This window comes from Micromonospora sp. D93 (assembly GCF_018070365.1).
GTDB lineage: Bacteria > Actinomycetota > Actinomycetes > Mycobacteriales > Micromonosporaceae > Micromonospora > Micromonospora ureilytica.
Window position 1 is genome coordinate 336,364 of the sequence record NZ_JAGPXW010000004.1, and the last position, 25,137, is coordinate 361,500.

A 25,137-nucleotide genomic window follows, 5' to 3' on the forward strand; every position below is an offset into this window, starting at 1 on the left:
AGCAGTTCGATCTGGTGGTCCTCAGCGCGGGCCCGGGCGTAGCTGGGACACCAGGACGACCGTGCCGCCTCAGCGATGTTCGCGGAGGCGGCACGGACGCCGATATTCGAGCCTCGACGCCTACTCCTTCACACCCATGTTGTCGATCGGAGGAGCGCTGAGCAGCCGTCGGACGGGCAACACAGTGGTTGTCAACGCCAGCAGTGTCGTGCCGCCGAGCACCGCCGCCCAACCGAGCGGCGGGACGTACGGGATCGGGCTGCCGGTCAGTCCGTTGACGACCCCGCTCAGGGTCAGCGCCGCGATCGTCGCGCCGATCAGCACCGCGGTGCCGAGCAGCCCGGCCTGTTCGGCCTGGACCATCCTCCGAATCTGACGGCGGGTGACCCCGACCAGTTGCAGCAACGCCAACTCGCGGCGGCGGGCCAGCGCGGCCAGCACCATCGTGGTCGCCGCCGCCAGCGCCGCGTACCCCACCATCACGCCGATCAGCAGCCGGTTCAGCCAGGCGCCGAACGCCATATCGGTGCTGATCAGGCGGGTACGGGTGGCGGCGTCGAGAACCTCGGTGCCCGGATGCCCAGACGACCACGCGGCCAACGCGGTGTCGGCCTCCGGGCCGGCGCTGACCAGGATCTCGTCGTCGGTACCCCCGGCCGTGTGCCCGGCGACCGTCTCGGCAGCCAGCGTGACGTCGCCGAAGCCGAGGCCACGTCCGTAGATCGCGATGACGTCCAACGTGACAGGGGTGCCGTCGCCCAACCAGAGTTCCGCCTGATCGCCGACCTCCCAGCCGGAAGAGGACGCCTGCATCGCCGACAGGGCGACAGTGCCAGCGCGCAGGTCGGCCAGGCTGCCCTCGCGTACGGCGAGGTCCATCGTCGACGTGATGCCCGCCGGGTCGACCGACTGCGCGCTGACCGGCTCGATTCCGCCGAACGCCCGCACCACCACCTGCGTACGGCGCACACCGGTGGCCGCCCGCACCCCGGCCAACTCACGGATCTCCCGCGCCGCGTCCGCCGGCAGCCCACCCGGAGCGACAAGCACCCGCTCGGCGAGGGTGCCCGCGCTGCTCTGCGTGGTGGTCTGCCGTTCCAGGTTGTTCTGCAGGAACCAAACCGAGCCGCCGAACCCCACTGACAGCACGAGGGCGGTCAGGACGGTCGCCATGCCCTGCGCGTTGGCCCGCAGATTGGCCGCGGCCAGGTAGCCGCTGACCCGCCACATCCGCGGCAACAACGGTGTGAGCAGGCGTGCCGCGTACGCGTTGATCCTCGGTGCGAGCAGCGCCACCGCGGTGACGAACAGGTACAGCATGCCGACCGCGCCGGCCAGAGCCCCGGTCGACCCGGCGGCACCGAGCGTGAACGCCCCGGAGGCGCCGGCCGCCGCCAGCGTCAGCACGCCGGCGATCAGCCGCACCCGGCCGCTCCGCCGAGGCTCGACAGCGATCTCGCCGAGCGCCTCGATCGGCTTGATCCCGGTGACCCGGCGTGCGGCGACCAACGCGGCGAGCACCGCCACGAGGACCGCCACGAGGACCGCGGCCGGCACCGCGAACAGGCCGCCGGCCATCGGGAAGCTGGCCGGCACGAACCCCCGCCCAACCAGCTCGCCGTGCACCCAACGGGCCGCCAGCAGGCCGGCCGGGCCGCCGATCGCAGAGCCGATCAGGGCGAGCAGCGCGGCCTCGGCGACCAGCATGCGACGCACCTGCCCCGGCGTGGCCGCGACCGCGCGTAGTAGCGCCAGGTCACGTCGACGGTGCCGGACGGAGAGCCCGATGGTGCCGGCCACCACGAAGACGATCAGCAGGACGACGTACCCCCCGAAAACCGATCCGACCTCGATCAGCAAGGTCTGGGCGGCCTGATCCTCCGACTGCTCGACGTTCCCACGGTCTTTCCCGGCGTACGTCGTGGCGCCGGCCGCCGACGCGATCTCGCGTACCGGGCCGAGGTCGGCGCCGGGCACCATCCGCACGCCGATCGCATCCACCCGGCCCGGGTGGGCGGACAACCGGGCGGCCTGCGCGTCGGTGAAGAACACCGCGGTCGCACCGGTCTCGGCGGTTCCGCTCACCCGGTACGACCGGCTGACCCCGCCGACGACCAGGTCGATGCGGTCGCCGGGTGCCGCGCCGAACCGGGTGTCGACGAGCACCTCGTCGTCGGCCCGTGGCGCGGCACCCGCGCCGATGGGACGGCCGGTGAAGGCGTACGTGTCCCAGCCGTGTCCCACGGCAGCGGGTGAGCCGATCAGCACCCCTTCGTCGCCGGTGACGGCCGCGACGCCCGGCACCTGACGGATCTGCTCTACCAGGGCCGCGTCCACAGTGCCGCCCTCGGGCAGTGTGACGGTGCTCGTGGTGGTATCGCCGCCGAACTCCTTGAACGTGTGGCTGACAGTGCGGTTGGCGACGACCACGTCGGCAGTTGCCCAGAGCCGTGGCTCCGTGCGGAAACGCAGCCCGGACTCGACGAGCGTGCCCATCGCTACCAGGATCAGCACGCCGGCGATCAGGGCTAGCAGGGTGGCGGCGGCGGGGCCGGCGCGGTGTCGCAGCAGGCGGGCGGCGAGGCCGATCATCGGACGACCCGCCGATCCAGCGATGCCAGATGCTCGGCGATACCGGCGGCTCCGAGCTGCGGAAGGTCGGCGACGATCGCACCGTCGGCCAACACGAGCACGCGGTCCGCGTACGACGCGGCGATCGGATCGTGGGTCACCATCACCACGGTCAGCCCGTGTTCGTCCACGACCCCGCGAAGCAGCGTCAGCACCTCCGCCGCGGTCCGCGAGTCGAGGGCGCCGGTGGGTTCGTCAGAGAAGATCACCTCGGGGCGGGTGGCCAGCGCCCGGGCGATCGCCACCCGCTGCTGCTGGCCGCCGGACAGCGCGGCCGGCCGGTGGTGCAGTCGGTCGGTGAGGCCGACCCGCTCGACCACCTGGGTCAGCCAGGCCCGGTCCGGCCGGACGCCGGCCAGGCGCAGGGGCAGCACGATGTTCTCCTCGACGGTGAGCGCGCCGATCAGGTTGAATGCCTGGAAGACGAACCCGATCCGGGTACGACGCAGCTCGGTCAGACGGGTCTCGGACAGCCCCGACAGGTCGGTGCCTCCGATGACCACCCGACCGGAGGTGGGCCGGTCGAGCCCGGCCGCGGTCTGCAGCAGCGTGCTCTTGCCGGAGCCCGAGGGCCCCATCACCGCGGTGAAGGTGCCCCGGTCGAAGCCGACATCGATACCCGCGAGCGCAGTCACCTGGTTGCGGCCGGCGTCGTACACGCGGGTGAGGTGTTCGACGCGTACCGCCGGTTCGACGGTCTGTCCCGGATAATCCGGCATTCTGGTGGCCTCTCTCCGTGTCATCGGCAAGAACTGCGCGCACCAGAAACCTATTGACGTGCGAGAACGGCGACCATCCCGTGGGCTGCCAGGTCCGGGTACAGCAGGCGCTACCGTCGATCGCCGTTCAGGTAGCGCAGCACCGCGGTGACCCGGCGGTCGGCCTGGTCGTCCGGTGGAAGCTGAAGCTTCGAGAAGATGCTGCGGATGTGCTTGTGCACCGCTCCGTCCGTGACGAACAGCCGTTCGGCGATCGCGCTGTTGCCAAGCCCTTCGGCCATCAGCCCCAGCACCTCACGCTCACGCGGCGACAGCTCGCTCAGCGCCGTGTCCGTCCGGCGGTTGCGGGCGAGCAACTGCGCCACCACCTCCGGGTCGATCACGCTGCCGCCGTCCGCCACGCGGTGCAGCGCGGTGAGAAACTCCTCGACCCGGCCCACCCGCTCCTTCAACAGATAACCGAGCCCGACGGCGCCGACCGAGAACAGGTCGGTGGCGAACGCCTGCTCGACGTACGCCGACAGGACCAGCACCGCGAGGCCGGGGCGACGCCGCCGGGCCTCCACCGCGGCCACGATGCCCTCATCGGTGTGGGTCGGCGGCATCCGTACGTCCACGATCGCGACGTCCGGCGCATGGTTGTCGACGGCGACCAGGAACTCGCCCGGAGTACCGGCCGTGGCGACCACGTCCAGATCCTCCGCCCGCAGCAGCAGAGCCAACCCCTCACGCAGCAGCGGGTCGTCCTCGGCGATCACGATCCGCATGGCAGCTCCACGTCCATTCTCGTCGGCCCTCCCGGAGGGCTCGTCAGTGTCATCCGGCCGTCGTACGCCTCGACCCGCCGGCGGATACCGGCGAGCCCTGAGCCACGTGTCTCGTCCGCGTCGCCGTGCCCGTCGTCCTCAATGCACACCAGCAGCCGGCCGCGCTCGCGGCGTACGTCCACGTCCACCTGGCTCGCACCGCTGTGCCGGACGACGTTTGTCAGCGCCTCGGCCACCACGAAGTAGGCGGTGGCCTCCACTGAGGCCGCGCACCGCACAGCCACGTCCACCTCAAGTCGGCAGGGCACCACGCAGCTTCCGGCCAGGCCCGCCAGCGCGCCGGCGAGACCCCGGTCGTCCAGCACGGGCGGCAGGATCCCGCGCACCACCGTACGCAGCTCGCCGAGTGCCTGTTCCGCGGCGTCCTGCGCCTGCCCGAGGATCTCGTCGGCGCGGTCCGGATTGCGGCGCGCGGCCCGCCGCGCGGCGCCCAGCAACACGTTGACCGCTACCAACCGGTTCTGGGTGCCGTCGTGCAGCGACCGCTCGATCCGGCGCAGTTCGACAGCGTGGGCGTCCAGCGCCGCAGCGCGGGTGGCGGTCAGCTCGGCCACCCGCAGCGACAGGTCGACACCCGGCGGCGGAGGCAGCAGCAACCGGCCCGGCCATGCCTGGAGACGGGCCAGGACCGGGCTGAACCAGATCGCGGCGGCCAGCCAGCCCACCCCGAACAACCCGACCGCGAGTGCCTCGGACAATCCGTCGATGCGCCACCAGACGATCCCCGGCCCGCCGGCGTCGGCAGGGAGCAGCTCGTACCACAGCGGGAACGTGACGTACTGCACGGCAGAGAGTGGCAGCACGAGGCCGACCAGCCCGGTCACCGGGCCGACGAGCGAGTACAGCCCGATCCAGCCGAACTCCCGGCGTACGAAGGGATCGCGCGTCGCCGTCCGCAACCCGGCCGGCGCCGGCCCCGGCGTGAGGATCGGCTCACCCCAGCGGGACAGCCGGGCCCGCTCGCGGTCGGCCACCGAGCGCACCGCCCGCAGAGCACCAGGCGCCGCCAGCAGCCCCACCCCGCCCAGGCAGGTCACCGCAACGATCGCCGCCCAGAGCAGCGCGCCCAGCGCCAGCGCGGCGGTGCCCAGCCCTCCGGCGAGGTGCTCCAGGGCGTCGACCGAGGCGCGAACGCGGCCCCGCACGTACGTCATCGACCCACCTCCCCCGCCAACATAGGCCACCGCGGGCCCCGCCCGGCAACGCCCGGCGCGGAAGGTGCAGCCTGCTGTACCACTGTCGTCGAGCTGGCGGGATCGGCCCCGCCGCGCCGTCCGCCTAGCGTTGACGGAGTCGAGGAACGTTCGCCGAAGGGGGTAGTCATGACCGATCCGTACCGCATCACCGAAGCCACGGTCGACGCATCGAAGAAGCCGGGCGGCGGCCTGCTACGCCCGCTGCTGTGGCTGGTGCTCTTCGTCAGCGCCGCGGCCAACGTGGTGCTGTCGACGGCGGCGGACAACCAGTGGATCAGCTCGGCGTTCGGCCTGGTGGCGGTGCTCAGCGCGGTCGCGCTGATCGTTCACCACCGCCGTAACCGCGCGCGAGAGTCGTAGGGACACGAACGCACCCCCGTCGCGCTCGATCACCCTCGCGGAGCCGGCGCCACGAGCGCCGGCCCCGCTGTGGTCGACCTGCTCAGGCGCGGTAGAAGGAGCACTGGAAGGCCATGTCGTCCACCCGCACGGCACCGCTGCCACCGAGCAGGGAGACCCGGACGAACACCTGGCTCGGACCGTTCGCGTAGCTGGCCACGTCATGCCGCCGCCAGACGGTGTCGGTGATCCGGACGGTGCGCAGCGCGAGGTAGGTCCAGCTCGCCGGATCGATCACCTCGACGTTGAGCACCGCCGGCCCGCTGACCGCCCGGACGAAGAACCCGCCGCCGCAGGTGGTGGAGTGCCCGGCGGTACGCGGCCCCACGGTGAGCAGCTTGCCCACCCCGGACCAGCCACCGGTCGAGGTCGTGAGAATGGCGTTGTTCGAACCGGACCGGGCCGTTCCGGTACCCAGCTCGTAGGCTCCGCTTCCGGCCCCGGAGCGGTGGAACTCCCACACCGCTGCCGGATTCCCCTCGAACCCGTCGGTGTGTTGCCAGAGGTCCGCCTGGGCGGGGCCGACGGCAACGGTCAGGGCCACTGCCGTCGCCATGACGGCCGCGGCGGTGAGGCGTGCGGCTCTGGTGAATGCGGTTCTCATCCCTGTCTCCTTCGCTCGTCGCCGCTCGTCACGGCGCGCCGTAGATGACGACCTGGTACGCGTTGATCGCCTCTCCCACCGGCTGATGCCAGGTTCGCGGCGTGGAGTTGCACTGGCTGCCGTTCCGATTGGCGTGCGAGTTCAGCCCGTACGCGGTGTTGGTGGCGAAGAGCGGCCCACCGCTGTCGCCGCCGAGGGTGCAGATGTTGGTCTCGACCATCTGGCGTACGGTGCCGCCCGTGCCGTTGACCGTCACGTTGGTCCTGAGCACGGAGCCGCACCTGAATCCGGTGGTCCTGCCCGAGTTGCAGACCGACAGCCCGCTCACGGCCGTCGCCCAACCGTGGATGCTGCGGCTCGTGTTGTTCCACAGGTTGATGGTGCCGGTCGCCCAGACCGACGAACCGTTCATCCAGATGAGGCCGAAGTCGTTCTCCGGATAGTTGCTCTCCAGCGACGGCCCGACGTCCTGGCCGTTGGGCAGTGTCCAGTGCGGGTAGCCCTGGGTGCAGTGGCCGGCCGTGATGATGTAGTTGAATGTGTAGTCGGTGGCGGTGAAGCCGACCGAGCAGCCGCCCAGCGAGTCCCCGCTGGAGATCCCGACGTTCGGCTGGATCTGGCCGGCGCTGGTCTCGAAACGGACCGCCGCGCCGAACTTGCGCGCCGCCGAGCTTTGCGCGGCGTTCTTCGCCCCCGACGCCGGCAGGCTCACCACCACCTGGTTGGTCTTCGGGTCCACCCCCCAGGTCGTGTTCGGTTCACTCGGCGTGGCCTCCAACGCCCGCTGGATTTTCTGGAGTTGCCGTTCGCCACGAGCGACGAGGCGGGCCTTCGCGCCAGTGGCGGTCACCTTCGCGGCAGCCGCGGCGTCGGTGACCGTGACAACGAGGTTGCCGTCGGACAGGTACGCGCCGCCCGAGCTGGCACCCAGCTCGGTGGTCAACTGGTTGGCGAGTCGCACGTTGGCGTTCTCGGCACTGATCAGCTTCTCGGCGGCATCGCGGCTGATGCCCCGCTGCTCGGCGATCGCCTCGGCCATGTCCGCCGCCCCGTCCGCCTGGGCCCTTCCGGCGACGCCTCCGGCGGGAGCCAGGGCTGCCCGGCCATCGGTGCGGGCCGGATCCGCCGCGCCTCCGGGCCGGGCCGGTTGGTCGACGGGCCCAGCCGCTGCGGCCGTCGGGACGAAGGCCACCGACGCCACGACGGCGAGTGCCATTGCGAGCAGGGACCTGCGACTTGGCCTTGTCGTACGCGGGTGGCTGACAACAGGTTCTGACATTCACCGCTCCGATCACGAGGGGGACTGGTCGGCCAGGTCAGGAGCCGGATGGCCCGGACCAGACGGCAATCCTCGCAATCGGGAGGGGGCCGCGAGTGAGATGTTGGACGCGGCTGGACACGGCTGGACACCTGGCTCCGGAAGCGCCAGGGGGCAGTCAGATCAGGGCTGAGGTCGGTAGGGTGCCGGCCATCCCTTGATGTCGTCCTCGGCATGCCCCACGTGAGATCCACCGATTCGAAGGAAGGCCGGCATGAGTGGCCCACGCGAGACTTTCCTCCGACTGGTGAATGGTGTCTGCGACGGCCCGTACGAAGACTTGGCCGACCTGTACGCCGAACAAACCCATGTCACGCATCCGTTCCACCCGCTCAACCCGCCGCCGCTGCTTAGCCGCAGCGAACTGCACGAGCACTTCACCGCGACGCCTCCGGTTGCCCGGACGCTGAACCGTAAGCCGGTCGACGTGCGGATTCATGAAACCGCGGACCCGGAGGTGATTGTCGCCGAGTTTGCCTATCAGGGGCGGGTCACCGAGACAGGTGAGGCATTCACGGTGCCCTGCGTCTTCGTGATGCGTATCCGCGATGGGCTCATCATCGAGTCCCGGGACTACATTGACCACGTCGCCAGCGCGCGGGCCTGGGGTCAACTCGACAGCCTCTTGACAGCACTCCGTCCGCAGGAAAGCACCACCATCGAGGGTGCGGCCCGACCCTGATTCACGCCCGACGCCTGCGCACCCTGCCTGCGGCTCCACGTTCCCGCAGGTCAGGGGCGGTGCGGGGTCCTCAGTGAATTCCTTCGCTGAGGCCGGGAGCATGCCGACACCCACGGGTGGGGCCAGGGAACTCGTGGTCAGGTGAACGGCCGGTCACTATCTGCTCGGAGTCGGGACGCGTCGGGTCCGGTCCCCGGTCCAGGCCGCTTCGAGGATCGCGGTCAGGCTGGCGGTGTCGGTCGGGCCTGGATGGTTCTGGATCAAGCGGGTGACGCCACTTGCCATCTCCGCGAAGCGCGGGAGGTCGGCGCGTGCCACGCCGATGTCCGCCAGGGTGCGGGGGATGCCGATGTCGGCAAGGAGCCCGTCGAGCCAGGCGAGGAACGTCTCTGCGGCCTCGGCATCCGAGGCGTCGGTCACGTCGAGCCCGCACACCTTGGCGAGGATCGCCAACCGGTCGCTGATGGCATCCCTGGCCGCGTCCAGGGCGTAGGGCAGTAGCAGCCCGACGCCCAGGCCGTGCGGCGTGTGCGTGGCTGCGCCGATGGGGTACTGGAGAGCGTGCGGGGCCGCGTTGCCCGCGTGGGAAAACGCGAGCCCGGCGAGCATCGAGCCGTAGGACATGTCCGCTCGCGCGTCCGTGTCGCCTCCGTCCCTGACAGCACGACGCAAGCTACGGGCGATCCGCTCGGCGGCCAGGAGCGCGTAGTGGTCGGTGATCGGGTTGCGGCCGAGGAACACCTGCTCCACAGGGTCGCGCGGTCCGTGGGCCCGGGGTCGCGCGGTGTAGCTCTCCACCGCGTGGCAAAACGCGTCGATGCCGGAGTGGGCGGTGACGGTCGGAGGGCAGGTGTAGGTGAGTTCGGGGTCGACGATGGCGAAGTCGGGCACGATGTGGACGCTGGAAACCCCCACCTTCAGTTCGCGGTCCGGGTCGGTCAGCACCGAGACCGGTGTGAGTTCGGAGCCGGTGCCTGACGTCGTCGGGACCGCGACGAGAGGAATCGTCGGCCCCGGCACCTTCGACTCGCCGTAGTAGTCGCGCGGAGTCCCACCGTGGCGCCGGATGACGCCGACGATTTTGGCGAGGTCGATCACCGTGCCACCCCCGATGGCGAGGATCACGTTGGCGTCCACCTCGGCGGCGACCGAGACGGCCAGGGCGACATCGGTGAGTGGCACGTCGGGAGTCGCGTCGGAGAACACCGCGACGACCTCGACCTTTTCCCGTACGGCGGCCACGATGTCGGCCACGCCCGGCTGCCCCAGAAGAACCTGGTCGGTCACGATGAGGACTCGGGAGCCACTCTCGGCCACCACTCGTGGGATGTTCTGCGCGACCCCTTCGCCCACGATCAGCTGGCGTGGTCCGCGGACGGTCTCAAGCATGTCAGTGCCTCTCCGGAACGTCGGCGGCGATGTGCTGGGCGGACGTCCAGGTCACCTGCGTGACCGGGACGGCGTCGGCAGGGTTGGCCGCCCGGGTGGCGCGGGCGCGCGCGGCGTGCGCGCGGCGCGGCGGGCCGGTCACGGTAGGTCGATCGCCACGTAGGTGAGGTCGAGGTACTCGAGGATGCCCTCGTGCGACCCCTCCTTGCCGATCCCGGACTGCTTCACGCCTCCGAACGGAGCTGACGGGTCCGATATCAAACCACGGTTGATGCCGAGCATCCCGGTATCGAGCCCCTCGGCGAACCGGAGCGCCCGCTGAAGGTCACGGGTGAAGACGTACCCGGCCAGGCCGTGCTCGGTGTCATTGGCCTTCGCCATCACCTCGTCGTCGGACGTGAACGAGATGATCGGCGCCACCGGGCCGAAGATCTCCGCCTCCAGCATCCGTGCGTCGTCGGGCACGTCGACGATGACGGTGGGCGGGTAGAAGTGGCCCGGTCCATCCGGACGCTCGCCGCCCACCACGACCCGGGCGCCGCGATCGACCGCGTCGGCGACGAGCTCGTCGATCTTGGTGACCGAGGCCTCGTCGATCAACGCTCCGACGTTCACGCCGTCGTCGAGACCATGGCCCACCGACAGTGCGCCCATCCGCTCGGCGAAGCGTGCCGTGAACTCCTCGCGCACCGGCTCCTCGACGTAGATCCGGTTGGCCGCGATGCAGGACTCGCCGATGTTGCGCATCTTGGCCACCATGGCGCCGTCGAGCGCGACGTCCAGGTCAGCGTCGGCACACACGATCAAGGCCGCGTTGCCGCCCAGTTCCATGGAGGTGCGCAGCACGTTGTCCGCGGCCTGTCGTAGCAGCACGCGCCCGACCTCGGTCGACCCGGTGAACGAGAGCTTGCGGGTCCGACCGTCGGCCAGCAGTGCGGAGACCACCTTCCCGGAACGCTTGGTGGTCACCACGTTGACGACGCCCGGGGGAACGCCGGCCTCCTCCATGATGCGGGCCAGCAACAGCATGGTGAGTGGCGTCTGGCCTGCCGGCTTGGTGATCGTCGTGCAGCCCGCGGCCAGTGCAGGAGCGATCTTGCGGGCACCCATGGCCAACGGAAAGTTCCAGGGCGTCACGAAGACGCACGGTCCGACCGGCTTCGGCACGGTGAGGATGCGATATCCACCTGCGGGAGCGATGCTGAAGCGGCCCTCGACGCGCACCGCCTCCTCGGCGAACCAACGGAAGAACTCGGCGCCGTACGCCACTTCCCCCCGCGCCTCGGCGAGCGGCTTGCCCATCTCGAGCGTTATCAGCCGGGCGATGTCCTCGGATCGCTCGGTAAGTGCCCGGTACGTCGCGGTCAACAACTCCGACCGTTTCCGCGGCGGGGTCGCCGCCCACTCCGCCATTGCCCTGCTCGCCGCGTCCAGAGCGGCGAGCCCGTCAGCGGCGTCGGCGTCCGCCACCTCGGCGATGGTCTTGCCGGTGGCCGGGTCCTCGACGGCGAAGGTGGCGCCGCTTGCGGCGTCGCGCCAGGCGTCGCCGATCCGGAGCCGCCGGTGCTCGGGGGCCAGGACGTTCATCGGGTCACTCATTGCGTCGCCTCCTGTGATCTTCCTGGTGATGTCCGGCGTGCCTCAACGATCGCGCCACGCGTGTCGACGGACGTGTCACCCGGCGCGGTTATCGCCCAGCCTCGGACAGCGACAGCCCGGTGCCCGCATCGAACAGGTGCGCACGGTCCAGGTCGACAGTGACAAGCAGCCGCTCGCCCGGCGTACCGGTGACTGTGGGTCGTGCCTTGACCTTGAGGATCTCCGTCCCCACTCGGACGTCGACCACCGTGCGGTCACCCAGCGGCTCAAGTCCGTAGAGTTCCCCCGACAACGACGCGTTCCCACGCTGCTCGACGGACAGGTCCTCCGCGCGCAGGCCCAGCAGCAACGCACGACCGTCCTCGGCCGTGGTCCAGCGGGGCCGCGGCAGCGTCCAGCCCTCCGCACCCACCAGACGATCTCCCTCGGCGCGGCAGGCGAGCAGGCTGATCGGCGGGCTCCCGACGAAGCCGGCGACCCACTGGTTGGCGGGACGCTCGTACACCTCGGTCGGCGTTCCGACCTGTTGCACCTTCCCCTCCTTGAGGACCGCGACCTGGTCGGCCATGGACAGGGCCTCGACCTGGTCGTTGGTCACGTAGACGAAGGTTGCTCCGAGGCTCCGGTGGATGCGGGTGAGCTCGGTGCGCATCTCGACGCGGAGCTTGAGGTCGAGGTTCGTCAGCGGCTCGTCCATGAGAAACGCGCGTGGGCGACGGACCAGCGCCCGGGCCAGGGCGACACGCTGCATCTCACCGCCCGACAACTGCGCGGGACGACGCTGCAGCAGACGTTCGATGTGCAGCAGGCTCGACATCTGCTCGACGGCAGCGGCGATCTCGCTCGAAGAACAGCGGCGTGCCCGCAGCGGCGAAGCGATGTTGTCGTACACCGTGTGTCGCGGGTAGAGGGCGTAGCTCTGGAAGACCATGGCCAGGTCGCGTGCGGCCGGGGTGTCAGCTGTCGCGTCCCTCCCGTCCAGATGCACCGACCCGGCGTCAAGCTTGTCGAGGCCGGCGATCGCCCGCAGGGTCGTCGTCTTGCCTGCCCCGGAGGGCCCGAGCACGACGAAGAACGAGCCGTCCGGCACGTCCAGCGTCACCCCGTCCAGGGCCTGAACCCTGCCGAAGGACTTGCACAGCCCACGCACTGCCACGGTTCCCATCAGGCCACCAGCTCTTCCGTGCTCACGTCGTAGACCGCCGGGGTCGCGCCGGTGTGCCGTAGCCCGACCTTTGCGTCAGTGGCGAAGCGGACAGTCGGTGGCATCCGAACCCGTACGTCGCGCTGGCCGTTGTGGTCAACCACGTAGATGATTTCGTCGCCCAGCCACTCCGCCGAGACCACGCGGGCCGGTACCGAACGATCCGCGCCTGGTTCGGTGACTTCCAGCGCCTCCGGCCGGACGCCTGCGACCAGGCTGCGGTCGCGCGGCAGGCCCGGCGGTGGCGTGAGGACCAGTCCGCCCAGACCGCGCAGCTTCCCGTCGGCCACCTCCACCTCGATCAGGTTCATCGGCGGGGAGCCGATGAACGCTGCGCAGAAGAGACTCGCCGGACGGTCGTAGACCTCCAGCGGCGTGCCGATCTGCTCGACGCGGCCCTTGTTGAGGATGGCGATTCGGTGGCCGAGAGACATCGCCTCGACCTGGTCGTGGGTGACGTAGACCATCGTCGCCCCCAGCTCTCCCTGCAGGTGCTTGATCTCCGTGCGCATGTCCGCCCTCAGCTCCGCGTCCAGATTGGTGAGAGGTTCGTCCATGAGGAATGCGCGCGGTCGTCGCACCAGGGCGCGAGCAAGCGCGACGCGCTGCTGCTCCCCGCCGGACAGCTGGCGCGGTCGCCGGTCCAGGAGCGGACCGAGCCGCATCAGCCGGGCGGCCTCCTCGACCCGCTCGTGCACCTCCGGCTTGGGCAGTCCCTCGGCCCGCAGTGGGAACGCCAGGTTGTCGCGGGTCTTCAGATGTGGGTAGAGGGCGTAGAACTGGAACACCATGGCGATGTCGCGTTCGGCGGGCGGCAGGTCGTTGACCAGCGTGTCGCCGATGCGGATGTCGCCAGTCGTCTGCCTCTCCAGGCCGGCTATGGCCCGCAGCGTGGTCGTCTTGCCGCAGCCCGAAGGGCCGAGCATCACGAACAGCTCGCCGTCGCCGATGGACAGGTCCACGTGATCAACCGCGACCGTCCCGTCCGGGTAGCGCTTGTGCAGGGCTGTCACCTCGATGCCCGCCATCAGCGTCGCACCGCCCCGAGCGTCACACCGGCGACGAGGTGCTTGCGTACCAGGTAGGCGAAGACGAGCACCGGTAGGGCGAACACCACGGAGGCGGCGGCCACGAGACCCCAGTCCACTGTGGTGCCGCCGATGAGGCCGGCGATGGCGGGCGGGGCCGTCCGCACGTTGTCACTGGAGGTGAGGAAGATGGCGAACACGAACTCGTTCCACGAGAAGATGAGTGCGAAGACCGCCGTCGCGGCGATACCGGGCACGAGCAGGGGAAGGGTGAATTTCCAGAACGCCTGCAAACGGGTGTAGCCGTCGAGCATGGCGGCGTCCTCGTACTCGGAGGGCACCTCGTCGACGAACCCCTTCATCATCCAGATCGTGAACGGGACGTTGAACGCGGCGTAGATGAGAATCAGCCCGAGCTTGGAGTCGATGAGTCCGACTTGGCGGTACATGAGGAAGATCGGGACCACGACCACCACGGGCGGCATGAAGCGGGTGGACAGGATGAAGAACAGTTGATCCTTCCTGGCCTTCACCGCGAAGCGTGAGTAGGCCCAGGCCGCCGGGACCCCCAGCACGGTGGCCAGCACCGTGGAGACCCCGGCGACCACGACGGAGTTGAGGAACGCGACGGACAGGGCCGAGCGACCGCCGTCGGGGGAGACGAACACGTCTTTGTAATGGTCCAGAGTGACAGTGAAGCCGAAGAACTCGGCCGGGATGGCGTAGACGTCGCGGTTCTCCTTGATGGACGTCTCGATCATCCACAGCACCGGGAAGAGCATCACGACGGCCAGCACGGTCAGCAGCGCGACCTCCAGCACCGAGCGGCCCCGGCCGCCGAGGCGGCGCGTCGGGGGCGTGTGATCCGCGGCAGGACCCGTGGACACGGCCTCGTCGACGGAGACGGCCATCAGCCCTCCTTGAGCTTGTTCAGGTAGCGCAGGTAGAACTGCGTGAGCACGATGACGACGAGGACCATGAGAATCCCGTACGCCGAGGCGGTTCCGGTGTTGAAGCCCAGGAACGCGACCTTGTAGACGTGGAACGACAAGGTCTCGGTGGAGACACCCGGACCACCGCTGGTGAGGATGTAGACGAGGTCGAACAGGCGGAAGGCCTCGATGGCCCTGAACAACACCGCGATGAGGAGCAGCGGCCACACCAGCGGAAGGGTGATGTTGCGGAACCGGAACCATTCGGACGCCCGGTCGATCGAGGCGGCCTCGTACAGGTACTTCGGAACCGCGGTAAGGCCCGCGAGTGCGATGAGCATGATGAACGGCGTCCATTGCCAGGTGTCGACCACGATCAGGGAAACCAGTGCCGTTCGCTGCCGGGTGAGCCACTCCACCTGCCCCAGGCCGATCGAGCCGAGCATGCTGTTGATCACGCCGAACTGCGCATCGAGCATGAATCGCCAGAACAGCCCGACCACTACCGGCGACAGCATCATCGGAACCAGGAACAGGGTGGTCAGCAGTCCTCGCCCGTGTGTGCGCCGTGAGATCAGGTAGGCGATGGCGAAGCCGAGCACGGTCTGTAGGCCGACCGCGCCGATCACGTAGATCAACGTCGTCAGGGCCCTCTGGTGGACCTGCGCCGACGTCAGGATGGCGGTGTAGTTGCCGAACCAGAGGAAATGGGCGGGCCCCCCGCGGGTGGCCGAGTAGTCGGTGAAAGACAGGTACAACGCCCACAGCAACGGGAATACCGACATCGCGAGCAACAGCAGCAGCGCGGGGGAGATGAAGGCGACGGCGAGCCCGCGGTCGCTCAGCCCGCGGGACCGGCCCCGTGCAGGCGGCGTCGCGGACGCCACCTGCCCGGGGTCGTCGGTCGTCAGAGGGGCGGGGTCACTCACAGTCCGCCGCCGCCCTTGCGGCCGCTGGAGTCGAGTACGCTCTGCTGCTCCTTGGCGATGTCGTCGAGCGCATCCTTCGGCTTCTTCGCGCCGTTGAGAGCTGCGTTCACGTTGGTGTTCTCAATGTTGACGAGGCGGGCGTACTCGGGCACGTTCCACATGTCCCGCATCCGTGGGACCGAGTCGGTGTAGACCTGGTTGAACGGCCCGGCATTGAGGAACTCGGGCGACTCCAGGGCGTCCGTACGCGATGGCACGCCACCGGCCGCGGCCCACTTCTTCTGGACATCAGCCCGCTCGAACCACTCCATGAAGTTCAGGGCCTCGGCCTGGTTCGCCGTGGAGGAGTAGGCCGACACGTGCATCCCCATACCGCCGAGAGGGACCAGGTTCGTCTTCTGGCTCGGTAGGGTGGCGAAACCCAGCTTGTCGAGAATCTGCTCCCGCGTGGTGCCGAGCGTCGACTCCTTCGGATCCAGCAGGCCGCCGCTGGCGGCGATCCAGTTGAACGCGATGCATGCCTTGCCCTGCGCGACCGCCGCGTTCACCTCGTCGATGAACCAGTTGCCGGAGCCCTTGGCGGTCAGCGGCTTCATCTTGTTGACCAGGACGTCCATCGCTTCCTGGCCCGCTGCGTCGTTGAGGACGCCGTCGATCTTGCGCGTCTTGGAGTCCCAGAGGTTGCCGCCGTAGACGCCGTTGACAGTGTTGTAGGTGACGGCCGCGGCGTCGGAGCCGTTGGCCTGGTGGAAAGCCAGCCCGCTGACGCCGGGGTTGTCCGCCTGGCACTTCTCGGCGGCTGAGATCATCTCGTCCCAGGTCTGTGGTGGCTTGTCGCCGATCAGGTCCTTGCGGTAGATCATCGTCCAGGTGTCGCCGAGCAGCGGCAGTCCGTACAGGCTGGCGTTCTCGTCGCGCTTGCCGGTCTCCGCCTGGGGGTACTGGCCGTAGGCCGCCAGGAGGTACGGGTTGTAGGCCGTGACGTCGATGTTCTTCTTGACGAAGTCGGTGAGGTCGAGGATGTTGCCGTTCGTCACGGCCTCGCCGATGTGTTGCGAGTCCAGGATCGCGATGTCGAAGTCGGTCTTGTGCGCGGCGAACTGGGTGAACATCGCGTCGTGCCAGTTCGCGTTCGGCACGGTGTTGACCTTGATGGTCGCGTTCGGCCGTTCCTTTTTGTACTCCGCGTTCGCGAAGGCTTCGAGTGCTTTGGCGGGCGGCCACTCGAACCAGATGAAGCTGAGGGTCAGCGGGTCCTTGGTGAGCTCCGGGATGGTCGCCGGCGCCTTGGGGGCGCTCGCCTTCGCGTCGTCGTCCTTGCCGTCGCCGCAAGCCGTCGCGGTCGTGGCCACCAGCAGCATGGCCGCCGTCGCCAGCTGAACCCTTCGACCGGGAGCGGACATTCGTCCTGTTCGCTTTGGATACCGCATCTTCTTGCCTGCCTTCTGGGTTGGGGACTTCTAGAGCCTCGCTATGTGCTTCGCCGAGCAGTTGCCGGGTCGTTCAGGTGCGGTGCCGGGCAGTCGCGGGGCCGAACCGCGGACCGGTGTCACGAGATCGAAGTAGAGCGATGGCGGGCGGTCCCGCGATGGTGCAGGATGACGAGCATCCGGCACTTTTCCTATACGATCGAGTGGGGGCGTCAGCATCCCGCAGCGTTGTGACTGATGTCAACAGGTTCCCGAAGACGCAAGAAAGGACCTCACGTCACGATGGACGAGGAAGCGATGACCGCACCGGGCCGCAGGGCCGTGACGGGTGGAGTGCCGCCAGGAAGATCTGGCGGCCGGCTTGCCGACGAGGTGTACGACACCCTGCTCGGACAGCTGATGTCGCTACGGATCGAGCCCGGGTCCCGCGTCACGATCGACGTCCTGGCACGAGAGCTCGGGGTCTCGCAGACACCGATCCGAGACGCCCTGAACCGCATGGAGGCCGAGGGTCTGGTCGTGCGGGTGCCCCATGCCGGCTACCGCATTCCGCCGCAAATCACCCGTCATCGATTCGAGGACATGCTCGAGGTCCGCCTGCTCCTCGAGCCGGCGGCGGCACGCAGATCCGCCGAACGCGCGTCCTCCGCGCAGGTGGCCGGTCTGCGACGAATGCTGGAGGAGATGGCGGAGCTGGAGGGGGGCAACGGGCCCACGGCCTATGGCGCCTTCGGGCTACGCGACGCCGCTTTTCACGATCTCGTCGCCCTGAGCGCGGAGAACCAGGTCATCCGTGAGGCGCTCGCTCGCCTGCACAGCCACGTGCACCTCTTCCGGCTTCACCACGACACCCAGGTCACCCACCTGGCCATGGCCGAGCACGAGGAAGTGGTGGCCGCGATCGCCGCGCGTGACCCCGACGCCGCCGCCTACGCGATGCGTCGGCACATCCTGCGATCCGGCGAGCGTTTCCGACGATTGTTCGACGAGGTCAAGGGCGCGGACGGAATGGCGGTAGAGGCTTGACGGGCGGGCTGGGCCGAGGAATGCTAACAATCGATCGGATCGGATTGGATCGACACCACCCGCCCCCAGACGCGAGGAGAAGCAGGTGCCCAGAGCGCTGCTCCTGACCGGCGACGCCGCCGAGGAGCTCGACACCATGTATCCCTACTATCGCGTGCAGGAGGGCGGCTGGGACGTCGACGTCTCGTCACGGACGCTGCGTGACGTGCAACTGGTCATCCACGAGTTCGACCCCAACTCCGACGCCTACGTGGAGAAGAACGGCCGGAAGCTGCCGGTCGACGTGCCCTGGGCCGAGGTCGACGTCGAGCGCTATGACGCCCTCATCATCCCCGGGGGACGTGCCCCCGAGTGGATCCGGGTGGACGCCGACGTCAGGCGCATCACCGAACACTTCTTCGCGCGCAACCTCCCCATCGCGCTGGTGTGCCACGGCGCGCAGGTGCCAGCTGTGTACGGGCTGCTGAAGGGTCGAAAGACTGCCTGCTTCCCGCCCATCACCGGTGACATGGAGAACGCGGGCGCGACAGTCATCGACGCTCCCGACGTCGTGGACGGCAACCTCGTCTCCTGCCGGGGTTGGCCCGACATGCCGCAGTTCGGCAGGGCGATGATGGAGCTCTTCTCGAAGTCGGTCAACTCCGCACCGGCATGAGCACACCTGACCTGCCCTGATGACGACACTTCGGACCGTCGCAGTCGACGGCTCCCCGGTCCACGTCCTGGAGAGCGGTGCCGGGCCCACGGTGCTGATGCTGCACGGCTCCGGACCCGGCACGACCGGGTCCGGAGCCTGGGCAACGACGGCGCAGGCGCTGGGCGCGTCCTGGCACGTGGTGGCGCCTGACCAGGCGGGGTTCGGCCGTACACCTGTCCCGGCGGGTTCCAGGGGTGGGCTGAGGCTGTGGACGGAACAGGCCGCGGGCCTGATGGATGCCCTCGGTATCGAGCACTACGCCGTGGTGGGTCACTCGATGGGCGGTGCGGTGGCGCTGGCGTTGGCGGCCGCGCGCCCCCAGCAGGTCACCCGTGTCGTGGCGGTCTCGACGATGGGCACCCCCGGGGCGCCGCTGTCCGCCGACCTCGACGCAATCTGGGCCGCCCCCGCCGGCCCGCTCGGGGCACGAGACATGCTGAGTCGCCTCGTCCTCGACCAGGCGCTCGTAACCGATTCGGCCGTCGATGCCCGTGCAGCTGCGATGCGAGCGGGGGCGGGGGCATTCGCCTCGTTGTTCCCCCCACCCAGGGCACGATGGGTCGACGATCTCACCCTCTCGGCGCGAACGCTGGCAACGGTCCGCGCGCCGGTGCTGCTCGTTCACGGCGCCGACGACCGAGTGACCCCGCTCGGGACGGCAGCCCAGCCCCTGCTCGAACACCTGGCCGATGTCCGTCTGCACGTGCTCGGCCGATGCGGGCACGTGCCGGCGATCGAGCACCCGCAGGAGTTCAGGCAACTGCTGTCGTGCTTCCTCCGCGGGGACCGAAGTCACTAATGAGCGGGTCGCCGAAAAGATTTGCAGAATTTCTCTGGTTGGCGGCAACCTGCGGGTCGTGGATCGCATGTACCCGGATGTAAGCGACGATCGCCACGATCCATAGGGGCCCGGAAATGTCTGCACGTCACCTCCTGCTGCCTGCTGTCGCCGTCCTGATCGGACTGTCGGCCTGCGACTCCGCTGCGCCAGCTGGTCCCAGCCCAGCCGCATCTGCTCCGACGTCGGGTGCTGCGGCCACCGGCACCCCCGGTGCGTCGCCCGCTGTGGCTGCCACGGCCACCGGGGTTGCCGACTGTCCCTCGGTGACGGCCCTCCAGACGCTGGTCAAGCTGCCCAAGGGCATGTCTCTCACGAACGTGAAGTGTGTCAAGGGCTGGGCCGCGGCCGATCCGCAGGGCCCGACCGCCGGTGACGGCGTCTACCTGTTCCGCCACGTGGACAGCACGGGCTGGAAGTACTACGACCAGGGCAGCGGATGGGACTGCAAGGATCTCGGCCTCAGCGAGCCGGCGCCGTTCTGCATCTCGGATCCGGTGACGACGACGACCACGTCGGCGAACAGCGCGGTCACGAGTGCCAAGTGCCCCTCGGCGAAGACTCTCGAGACCCTTGTCGAGCTTCCGAAGGGCTGGACGTTCGGCGGTGTCCAGTGCGTCAAGGACTGGGCGGGAGCCGATCCGCAGGGCCCGAAGGCAGGTGACGGCGTCTACCTGTTCCACTTCGTGACCGGCACCGGCTGGAAGTACTACGGCGACGGCAGCGGGTATGACTGCAAGGACCTCGGCCTCACCGAACCGGCGCCGTTCTGCATCTCCTGACCGAGGTGACCGCGGTCGCTTGCCGTGGCGCACACCAGCTATGGTGTGCGCCACAGTCACCCGGCCGCATCGACGCCGCCGCTGCCTGAAGGACTTTGGGGTACGTGGGGGGACGAGCGGGGCATGGCGGACTCCATAGACGATCTTTTCTGTGAGTTCGTTCGGACCCGCTCGCCGGCGTTGCTACGGACGGCGTTCCTGCTGACCGGCGACCGGCACCTCGCCGAGGACCTGGTGCAGGATGCGCTGGCCCGCACGCACCGGGGCCGGCGCCGGCTGGATGATCCCGGGCACTTCGAGGCGTACACCCGCACGGCCATGTACCACCAGCACGTGAGCTGGTGGCGGCGCCGCAGAGTAGCCGAGTCCCTGCCCGGCGAACTGGCGGACGTGGTCCAGCCCGGCAGCGACCATGCTCGCCGCACCGATCTCAAGCTTGCCCTGCACCAGGCCCTCGCCCAACTCACCCAGCGGCAACGGGCCGTACTGGTGGCACGGTTCTTCGAGGACCGCAGCGAGGCCGAGGCCGCGGATCTGTTGCACTGCTCCGTTGGCACGATCAAGAGTCAGACCAGCAAGGCGCTGGCTCGCATGCGGGAGATAGCGCCCGAGCTGCTCTCGGCCGTGATGGAGGAGGCCTGATGACCGACAACCTCGGGCCCCTGCGTCAGGCCATGTCCGATCTGAGCGAGCACGGCGGCACCACGGACATGTACGAGCGCGCCCTGCGCAGGTCGCGGCAGTCGCAGCGGCGGATAGCGGTCACCACCGGCGCCGCGGCCGCGGCGGTGGTGTTCGCCATCGGCGGTACGGTCGCCTTCGCCACCCGCCAGCGGCCCGACCCTTCGACGCCACCCGCATCCGCCCCCACCAGTGCGGGACCCCAGAACCCCAGTTGTCCCTCGACGCAGACCCTCGGGACCCTGGTCGAGCTGCCGGCGGGCTGGTCTTTCGCTTCCAGGGAAGTGGAGTGCGTCGAGACGTGGGCGGCGGCCGACGTGCAGCGTTCGGACGCCAGCGGCGTCATCTACCTGTTCCATTACACGACCGGCACGGGCTGGCGATTCCAGGACCAGGGCACCGGATGGGACTGCGAGGACCTCGGCCTGACCGAGCCCGCGTCCTTCTGCACCTCCTGACCGCCTGAAGTAGGCCGTACTGAATCACTGCTGTCCGCAGTGGGCCGCACTCCATGGCGATCATCGACACCTCCCGCTACGATCCGATATCGACGAGTCACCGAGCGTCAATGTGTGCTGTCCGCGAGCCCTGGACGCTGGCAATCCGGCGCCGCTACGAACGTGGTGCCGGCCTGAGGATCACGCCGTCTCGACGAAGGGAATCCGGATGACGGAGAGCGCGCAGACCACCGATCGTCGAACCGTTCCGCCCGCGCGGGCGTACCCGTTCAGCGTGCCCGACCGCCTCGTCGTCGATCCGACCTATGGCGAGCTGCGCGAGAACGAGCCGATGATCCGGGTCCAGCTCCCCTACGGCGAGGAGGCGTGGCTAGCCACCCGGTACGAGGACGTCCGAACGGTCCTCGGCGACGTGCGGTTCGGCCGCGCCCCGGCCGTTCAGCGCGACGAGCCCAGGCTCACGCCGCGCCAGCAGTACAGCGGCATGCTCACCATGGACCCGCCCGATCACACTCGATTGCGACGGTTGGTGGCGAAGGCGTTCACGGCACGTCGGGTGGAGGCGCTGCGACCCCGAACCCAGGAGATCGCCGACACGCTGGTCGACAACATGGTCCGGCTCGGTCCTCCGGCCGACCTGGTGGAGCATGTCGCCACGCCGCTGCCGATCCAGGTGATCTGCGAGCTGCTCGGGGTTCCGTACGCCGACCGTGACCGCTTCCACATCTGGTCCGAGGCGATCGTCTCGACCACCTCCCTGCCCCTGGAAACGATCCAGGAGTACCTGAACAGTCTCTGGGGTTACATCGGTGATCTGGTCGCCGAGCGCCGCCGCGAGCCGGGGATCGACGACCTGCTCGGCGCGTTGGTGCGGGCCCGCGACGAGAATCAGGATCGGCTCAGCGAGACCGAGCTGGTGGAGTTGGCCGGCGGGCTGCTCGCGGCCGGCCACGAGACCACGGTGACCCAGATTCCCAACTTCGTCTACGTCCTGCTGCACAATCCGGACCAGCTCGCTCGGCTGCGGGCCGACCCGTCGCTGGTGCCGGCCGCGGTCGAGGAACTGTTGCGGTACGTGCCGCTCGGCGTCGGCTCCTCCTTCGCTAGGTACGCCAAGGAGGACGTCGAGGTCGGCGGGGTGCTGGTCCGGGCAGGTGAGCCGGTTCTCGGTTCACTGTCGTCGGCGAATCGGGACGCTACCGTCTTCGCCGACCCGGACCGGCTGGATCTCAACCGCGAGCAGAACCCGCACCTGGGCTTCGGGCACGGCGTACACCACTGCGTCGGCGCGCAGCTGGCCCGCATGGAGTTGCAGGTCGCCGTCGCCACCCTCGTGACCCGCCTACCCGGATTGCGGCTCGCCGTACCGGAAGCCGAGCTGGAGTGGAAGCGGGGCATGTTGGTGCGGGGCCTGCTCGCCATGCCGGTGGCCTGGTGAGTACCGCGTGGCGGATCGCGGTGGACTCGCGCCGCTGCATCGGCGCGAGCATCTGCGCCGGCACCGCGCCCGAGCACTTCCGCCTGGTCGGCAGCCTGTCCGCGCCACTGGCCGACGTCGTCGCCCCGGCCGAAGTCATCCTCGACGCCGCCGACTCGTGCCCGGTGGAGGCGATCACGGTCCGCGACGCCACCGATGACCGGCTGATCGCGCCGCAGGATTGACCCGAAATCGAGCCCGGCGCCGACGAATTATCGCGTCCGTCTGGTCAGCCGCCCGGCCGGCACCGACGCGAGCCCCACGCAGCTGTCCTCGATCGGCAGTTCGGGTGCGACCACCGGCGACGCGGTTGTCCGTGCTTCGTCGCGACGAGGCAGCCGGTCAGGCTCAGGCAGGGAAGAGAGCAGTGCCGGCAGGGTCGCAAACACGAGGGGAAGGCCGCCCAGCTCGCGGATCTCGACCCATGCGATGTCGTCATGCTCCTCAGGTGCGCGATTGGTGGGAGAGCCGACCCACTCGCTGATGTGCCAGACACCTACGTGGACGGCGCTCTCGCCACTGCCAGCATGCAGGTCACCCAATCGTGACGAGGACTCCGCCACGATGTGAACCCCAAGCTCCTCGTGCATCTCCCGCGCGAGAGCCTGTAGTTCGGACTCACCCGCCTCGACGTGCCCCCCGGGCAGATCCCAGAGATCTGGGTATGCGTGGCGGGTCGGGCTGCGGTGTACCAGCAGGACCGCGCCGTGCTCCACGAGTGCGCCGCAGACGACGACATGCATGGCGGGATTAGAGCACAGGGATCGGACAGCTCGAGCCGACTGGGCGGGCCGCCGGCGGTACGCGGACAATGGGGGGATGAAGCGAGAGGTACGCCTGATGCGGTTGACCGGGACGCGCGCCAACGGCGCGGTCGCGACGGGTGCGGCGGCTACCGGCGCGCGGGCCGCGGGGGCGGCCTCGGTCGGCGCTCTCGCCGTGGGGGCGCTGGCCGTCGGTGCCGTCGCCGTCGGGGCGCTGGTGATCGGGCGGCTGGCGATCCGCCGGGCGGTCGTGCGGGAGCTGCGCGTCGGCCGGTTGGAGATCGGTGAGCTGGTGGTGCACAGCCGACCACCTGCTGACGGATAGCCCACTCCGGCGGCCACCGATCGCTGAAGGCGAGCGGGTTTGGTGCCATGTCCTCCAGCAAGGTGAAACCTGAGCGATTTTCCCCTTCTGTCCGAGACTTCCGCTGCGCGTCAGTACGGTGAGTTTTGGGCGATCAGGCAGCTCACCGCGGCACCGGAGCCCGGCCGCTGTCGGTGCGTGCGCCGCTCGGCGGTGCTTCCGACGGTTTGTGACTCCGGCGGGGTCGCGTTGGCGCCACGCACATCTGCCCGCGTTCGGAAACCACTGACCAACGAGGGGGAAGAGACATGCTCGGTATCTCGCTACGTCGGCCGAAGACCATCGCCGCAACGCTCGCCGCCGCAACGCTGGTGACGGTGCTCGGCTCAGCCGCCCCAGGCGTGTCCGCGGACGGCGGTGCACGACCAACCCCCGACGAGGGGCATCGCACCAAGCCGACAATCGTCCTGGTGCATGGCGCCTGGGCCGACGGTTCGAGCTGGAGTGGGGAGGTCCGCAGACTCCAGGCACGCGGTTTCGAGGTGCAGGTCGCGCCGCAACCCAACCGGGGGCCGACGATCGACAGCGGCTACCTGAAGGACTTCCTGTCCACCATCGAAGGTCCGGTCGTGCTCGCGGCCCACTCGTACGGCGGCTTCGTGGTAAGCGACGCCGCGACCGGCAACAAGAACGTCAAGGCGCTCGTGTTCGTCGACGCCTTCGCCCCGGACAAGGGGGAGACGGTGGAGGAACTCACCGCTGGCTCCGGCTCGGTGCTGGAGCCGGCCCTGACCGACCCCACGAGCGTGTTCAAGCTCGTGCCGTTCCCGGGCGCCCCGGAAGGTGCGGTCGACGCGTACGTCCTGCCGAAGGTGTTCATCCCCGGCTTCGCCAACGGTCTGCCCCGGCGGCAGGCGGAGGTGCTCGCCGTATCCCAGGTCGCCCTGGCCACGAACGCCCTGGCGGTGCCGGCCACCGAGCCGGCGTGGAAGACGATCCCGGTATGGGCGGTGATCGGCACCGAGGACCGTGTCATCCCGCCAGCGCGCCAGGAGGAGATGATGAAGCGGGCGGGGGCCGACATCACCCGGATCGACGCCGGTCACCTGGGCCTTATTTCGCATCCCGGCGAGGTCACCGAGGTCATTCTGGAGGCGGCCCGGACGACCGCCTGAAAGGGCTCGCTGACAGCGGCAGCAACCGGAACGGGCCGGCCGTGGGCT

Annotated in this window: 27 protein-coding genes; 12 read left to right on the forward strand and 15 right to left on the reverse strand. The window is 69.3% G+C overall.

Going from position 1 to position 25,137, the window contains the following annotated elements:
- Positions 1 to 120: 120 nt before the first annotated feature.
- The 4 genes from KBX71_RS07420 to KBX71_RS07435 all read right to left on the reverse strand — a co-directional run bounded on the left by KBX71_RS07420 (position 121) and on the right by KBX71_RS07435 (position 5,331).
- Positions 121 to 2,592 carry an FtsX-like permease family protein gene (locus KBX71_RS07420; RefSeq protein WP_210817264.1) on the reverse strand — a complete coding sequence of 824 codons (2,472 nt, stop codon included), beginning with the start codon at positions 2,590 to 2,592 and terminating at the stop codon, positions 121 to 123.
- A complete protein-coding gene (locus tag KBX71_RS07425; protein WP_210817265.1) occupies positions 2,589 to 3,350 on the reverse strand; it encodes an ABC transporter ATP-binding protein in 762 nt (253 codons plus the stop codon). Before KBX71_RS07425 ends, KBX71_RS07420 begins: the two co-directional genes overlap by 4 nt.
- A gap of 110 nt (positions 3,351 to 3,460) precedes the next feature.
- Positions 3,461 to 4,117, reverse strand: coding sequence for a response regulator transcription factor (locus KBX71_RS07430; protein ID WP_210817266.1), 657 nt, complete (start codon positions 4,115 to 4,117; stop codon positions 3,461 to 3,463).
- Positions 4,105 to 5,331 carry a sensor domain-containing protein gene (locus tag KBX71_RS07435; RefSeq protein WP_210817267.1) on the reverse strand — a complete coding sequence of 409 codons (1,227 nt, stop codon included), beginning with the start codon at positions 5,329 to 5,331 and terminating at the stop codon, positions 4,105 to 4,107. Before KBX71_RS07435 ends, KBX71_RS07430 begins: the two co-directional genes overlap by 13 nt.
- Positions 5,332 to 5,499: 168 nt before the next feature.
- Here KBX71_RS07435 and KBX71_RS07440 point away from each other — a divergent pair, with 168 nt between their 5' ends.
- Positions 5,500 to 5,733: a hypothetical protein gene (locus KBX71_RS07440; protein ID WP_210817268.1), complete on the forward strand. Its 234-nt coding sequence runs from the start codon at positions 5,500 to 5,502 to the stop codon at positions 5,731 to 5,733.
- 82 nt (positions 5,734 to 5,815) lie between these two features.
- Here KBX71_RS07440 and KBX71_RS07445 read toward each other — a convergent pair whose 3' ends face one another.
- Together KBX71_RS07445 and KBX71_RS07450 are read right to left on the reverse strand one after the other, a co-directional pair.
- A complete protein-coding gene (locus tag KBX71_RS07445) occupies positions 5,816 to 6,376 on the reverse strand; it encodes a hypothetical protein (RefSeq protein WP_210817269.1) in 561 nt (186 codons plus the stop codon).
- A 28-nt stretch (positions 6,377 to 6,404) separates the two neighbouring features.
- On the reverse strand, positions 6,405 to 7,592 hold the full coding sequence (locus tag KBX71_RS07450) for a S1 family peptidase (RefSeq protein ID WP_210817270.1): 1,188 nt from the start codon (positions 7,590 to 7,592) through the stop codon (positions 6,405 to 6,407).
- Positions 7,593 to 7,908: 316 nt separating this feature from the next.
- On the opposite strand from KBX71_RS07450, the gene KBX71_RS07455 reads away from it, so the two are divergent.
- The gene (locus tag KBX71_RS07455; RefSeq protein WP_210817271.1) at positions 7,909 to 8,376 is read left to right on the forward strand and encodes a nuclear transport factor 2 family protein; all 468 of its coding nucleotides are present in this window, start codon (positions 7,909 to 7,911) and stop codon (positions 8,374 to 8,376) included.
- A 156-nt stretch (positions 8,377 to 8,532) separates the two neighbouring features.
- Here the strand turns inward: KBX71_RS07455 and KBX71_RS07460 are convergent, their stop codons facing one another.
- The 8 genes from KBX71_RS07460 to KBX71_RS07495 all read right to left on the reverse strand — a co-directional run bounded on the left by KBX71_RS07460 (position 8,533) and on the right by KBX71_RS07495 (position 16,860).
- Positions 8,533 to 9,765: an iron-containing alcohol dehydrogenase gene (locus KBX71_RS07460; protein ID WP_210817272.1), complete on the reverse strand. Its 1,233-nt coding sequence runs from the start codon at positions 9,763 to 9,765 to the stop codon at positions 8,533 to 8,535.
- A 1-nt stretch (position 9,766) separates the two neighbouring features.
- On the reverse strand, positions 9,767 to 9,907 hold the full coding sequence (locus KBX71_RS07465; RefSeq protein ID WP_210817273.1) for a hypothetical protein: 141 nt from the start codon (positions 9,905 to 9,907) through the stop codon (positions 9,767 to 9,769).
- On the reverse strand, positions 9,904 to 11,364 hold the full coding sequence (locus KBX71_RS07470) for an NAD-dependent succinate-semialdehyde dehydrogenase (protein WP_210817274.1): 1,461 nt from the start codon (positions 11,362 to 11,364) through the stop codon (positions 9,904 to 9,906). Before KBX71_RS07470 ends, KBX71_RS07465 begins: the two co-directional genes overlap by 4 nt.
- A gap of 88 nt (positions 11,365 to 11,452) precedes the next feature.
- Positions 11,453 to 12,529, reverse strand: coding sequence for an ABC transporter ATP-binding protein (locus KBX71_RS07475; RefSeq protein ID WP_210817275.1), 1,077 nt, complete (start codon positions 12,527 to 12,529; stop codon positions 11,453 to 11,455).
- Entirely contained in the window at positions 12,529 to 13,596 is a 1,068-nt protein-coding gene (locus KBX71_RS07480) for an ABC transporter ATP-binding protein (RefSeq protein WP_210817276.1), read from the reverse strand. The genes KBX71_RS07475 and KBX71_RS07480 overlap by 1 nt, the downstream gene beginning before the upstream one ends.
- A complete protein-coding gene (locus KBX71_RS07485) occupies positions 13,596 to 14,507 on the reverse strand; it encodes a carbohydrate ABC transporter permease (RefSeq protein ID WP_210817277.1) in 912 nt (303 codons plus the stop codon). The genes KBX71_RS07480 and KBX71_RS07485 overlap by 1 nt, the downstream gene beginning before the upstream one ends.
- Entirely contained in the window at positions 14,507 to 15,457 is a 951-nt protein-coding gene (locus KBX71_RS07490) for a carbohydrate ABC transporter permease (protein ID WP_210817278.1), read from the reverse strand. The genes KBX71_RS07485 and KBX71_RS07490 overlap by 1 nt, the downstream gene beginning before the upstream one ends.
- Positions 15,454 to 16,860, reverse strand: a complete 1,407-nt coding sequence (locus KBX71_RS07495; protein ID WP_247683049.1) for an extracellular solute-binding protein — start codon at positions 16,858 to 16,860, stop codon at positions 15,454 to 15,456. Before KBX71_RS07495 ends, KBX71_RS07490 begins: the two co-directional genes overlap by 4 nt.
- A gap of 309 nt (positions 16,861 to 17,169) precedes the next feature.
- Between KBX71_RS07495 and KBX71_RS07500 the strand changes: the two genes are divergently transcribed.
- The 8 genes from KBX71_RS07500 to KBX71_RS07535 all read left to right on the forward strand — a co-directional run bounded on the left by KBX71_RS07500 (position 17,170) and on the right by KBX71_RS07535 (position 23,031).
- Positions 17,170 to 17,913 carry a GntR family transcriptional regulator gene (locus KBX71_RS07500; protein WP_247683050.1) on the forward strand — a complete coding sequence of 248 codons (744 nt, stop codon included), beginning with the start codon at positions 17,170 to 17,172 and terminating at the stop codon, positions 17,911 to 17,913.
- Positions 17,914 to 17,998: 85 nt separating this feature from the next.
- Positions 17,999 to 18,568, forward strand: a complete 570-nt coding sequence (locus KBX71_RS07505) for a DJ-1/PfpI family protein (protein ID WP_210817281.1) — start codon at positions 17,999 to 18,001, stop codon at positions 18,566 to 18,568.
- A gap of 97 nt (positions 18,569 to 18,665) precedes the next feature.
- Positions 18,666 to 19,409 (forward strand): alpha/beta fold hydrolase, encoded by a 744-nt coding sequence (locus KBX71_RS07510; RefSeq protein ID WP_247683105.1) that lies wholly within the window; start codon positions 18,666 to 18,668, stop codon positions 19,407 to 19,409.
- 305 nt (positions 19,410 to 19,714) lie between these two features.
- Positions 19,715 to 20,230, forward strand: coding sequence for a hypothetical protein (locus KBX71_RS07515; RefSeq protein ID WP_210817283.1), 516 nt, complete (start codon positions 19,715 to 19,717; stop codon positions 20,228 to 20,230).
- Between the two features lie 123 nt (positions 20,231 to 20,353).
- On the forward strand, positions 20,354 to 20,872 hold the full coding sequence (locus tag KBX71_RS07520; RefSeq protein WP_210817284.1) for a SigE family RNA polymerase sigma factor: 519 nt from the start codon (positions 20,354 to 20,356) through the stop codon (positions 20,870 to 20,872).
- Entirely contained in the window at positions 20,872 to 21,369 is a 498-nt protein-coding gene (locus tag KBX71_RS07525) for a hypothetical protein (protein ID WP_210817285.1), read from the forward strand. Before KBX71_RS07520 ends, KBX71_RS07525 begins: the two co-directional genes overlap by 1 nt.
- Positions 21,370 to 21,577: 208 nt before the next feature.
- The gene (locus tag KBX71_RS07530; RefSeq protein WP_210817286.1) at positions 21,578 to 22,807 is read left to right on the forward strand and encodes a cytochrome P450; all 1,230 of its coding nucleotides are present in this window, start codon (positions 21,578 to 21,580) and stop codon (positions 22,805 to 22,807) included.
- Entirely contained in the window at positions 22,804 to 23,031 is a 228-nt protein-coding gene (locus KBX71_RS07535) for a ferredoxin (protein ID WP_210817287.1), read from the forward strand. Before KBX71_RS07530 ends, KBX71_RS07535 begins: the two co-directional genes overlap by 4 nt.
- A gap of 27 nt (positions 23,032 to 23,058) precedes the next feature.
- Here KBX71_RS07535 and KBX71_RS07540 read toward each other — a convergent pair whose 3' ends face one another.
- The gene (locus KBX71_RS07540) at positions 23,059 to 23,589 is read right to left on the reverse strand and encodes an NUDIX domain-containing protein (RefSeq protein WP_210817288.1); all 531 of its coding nucleotides are present in this window, start codon (positions 23,587 to 23,589) and stop codon (positions 23,059 to 23,061) included.
- A 76-nt stretch (positions 23,590 to 23,665) separates the two neighbouring features.
- On the opposite strand from KBX71_RS07540, the gene KBX71_RS07545 reads away from it, so the two are divergent.
- A complete protein-coding gene (locus tag KBX71_RS07545; protein WP_210817289.1) occupies positions 23,666 to 23,935 on the forward strand; it encodes a hypothetical protein in 270 nt (89 codons plus the stop codon).
- A 287-nt stretch (positions 23,936 to 24,222) separates the two neighbouring features.
- Positions 24,223 to 25,089 (forward strand): alpha/beta fold hydrolase, encoded by an 867-nt coding sequence (locus tag KBX71_RS07550; RefSeq protein ID WP_210817290.1) that lies wholly within the window; start codon positions 24,223 to 24,225, stop codon positions 25,087 to 25,089.
- The last annotated feature ends 48 nt before the right edge of the window (positions 25,090 to 25,137 follow it).

Coding starts and splice junctions, on each gene's coding strand:
- KBX71_RS07525 (WP_210817285.1), top strand. CDS start 20,872: ATGACCGACAACCTCGGGCCCCTGCGTCAGGCCATGTCCGATCTGAGC.
- KBX71_RS07455 (WP_210817271.1), top strand. CDS start 7,909: ATGAGTGGCCCACGCGAGACTTTCCTCCGACTGGTGAATGGTGTCTGC.
- KBX71_RS07545 (WP_210817289.1), top strand. CDS start 23,666: ATGAAGCGAGAGGTACGCCTGATGCGGTTGACCGGGACGCGCGCCAAC.
- KBX71_RS07445 (WP_210817269.1), bottom strand. CDS start 6,376: ATGAGAACCGCATTCACCAGAGCCGCACGCCTCACCGCCGCGGCCGTC.
- KBX71_RS07440 (WP_210817268.1), top strand. CDS start 5,500: ATGACCGATCCGTACCGCATCACCGAAGCCACGGTCGACGCATCGAAG.
- KBX71_RS07510 (WP_247683105.1), top strand. CDS start 18,666: ATGCTGCACGGCTCCGGACCCGGCACGACCGGGTCCGGAGCCTGGGCA.
- KBX71_RS07450 (WP_210817270.1), bottom strand. CDS start 7,592: ATGGCACTCGCCGTCGTGGCGTCGGTGGCCTTCGTCCCGACGGCCGCA.
- KBX71_RS07475 (WP_210817275.1), bottom strand. CDS start 12,529: ATGGGAACCGTGGCAGTGCGTGGGCTGTGCAAGTCCTTCGGCAGGGTT.
- KBX71_RS07420 (WP_210817264.1), bottom strand. CDS start 2,592: ATGATCGGCCTCGCCGCCCGCCTGCTGCGACACCGCGCCGGCCCCGCC.
- KBX71_RS07480 (WP_210817276.1), bottom strand. CDS start 13,596: ATGGCGGGCATCGAGGTGACAGCCCTGCACAAGCGCTACCCGGACGGG.
- KBX71_RS07530 (WP_210817286.1), top strand. CDS start 21,578: ATGACGGAGAGCGCGCAGACCACCGATCGTCGAACCGTTCCGCCCGCG.
- KBX71_RS07470 (WP_210817274.1), bottom strand. CDS start 11,364: ATGAGTGACCCGATGAACGTCCTGGCCCCCGAGCACCGGCGGCTCCGG.
- KBX71_RS07435 (WP_210817267.1), bottom strand. CDS start 5,331: ATGACGTACGTGCGGGGCCGCGTTCGCGCCTCGGTCGACGCCCTGGAG.
- KBX71_RS07430 (WP_210817266.1), bottom strand. CDS start 4,117: ATGCGGATCGTGATCGCCGAGGACGACCCGCTGCTGCGTGAGGGGTTG.
- KBX71_RS07540 (WP_210817288.1), bottom strand. CDS start 23,589: ATGCATGTCGTCGTCTGCGGCGCACTCGTGGAGCACGGCGCGGTCCTG.
- KBX71_RS07485 (WP_210817277.1), bottom strand. CDS start 14,507: ATGGCCGTCTCCGTCGACGAGGCCGTGTCCACGGGTCCTGCCGCGGAT.
- KBX71_RS07425 (WP_210817265.1), bottom strand. CDS start 3,350: ATGCCGGATTATCCGGGACAGACCGTCGAACCGGCGGTACGCGTCGAA.
- KBX71_RS07550 (WP_210817290.1), top strand. CDS start 24,223: ATGCTCGGTATCTCGCTACGTCGGCCGAAGACCATCGCCGCAACGCTC.
- KBX71_RS07520 (WP_210817284.1), top strand. CDS start 20,354: ATGGCGGACTCCATAGACGATCTTTTCTGTGAGTTCGTTCGGACCCGC.
- KBX71_RS07500 (WP_247683050.1), top strand. CDS start 17,170: ATGGACGAGGAAGCGATGACCGCACCGGGCCGCAGGGCCGTGACGGGT.
- KBX71_RS07460 (WP_210817272.1), bottom strand. CDS start 9,765: ATGCTTGAGACCGTCCGCGGACCACGCCAGCTGATCGTGGGCGAAGGG.
- KBX71_RS07495 (WP_247683049.1), bottom strand. CDS start 16,860: ATGTCCGCTCCCGGTCGAAGGGTTCAGCTGGCGACGGCGGCCATGCTG.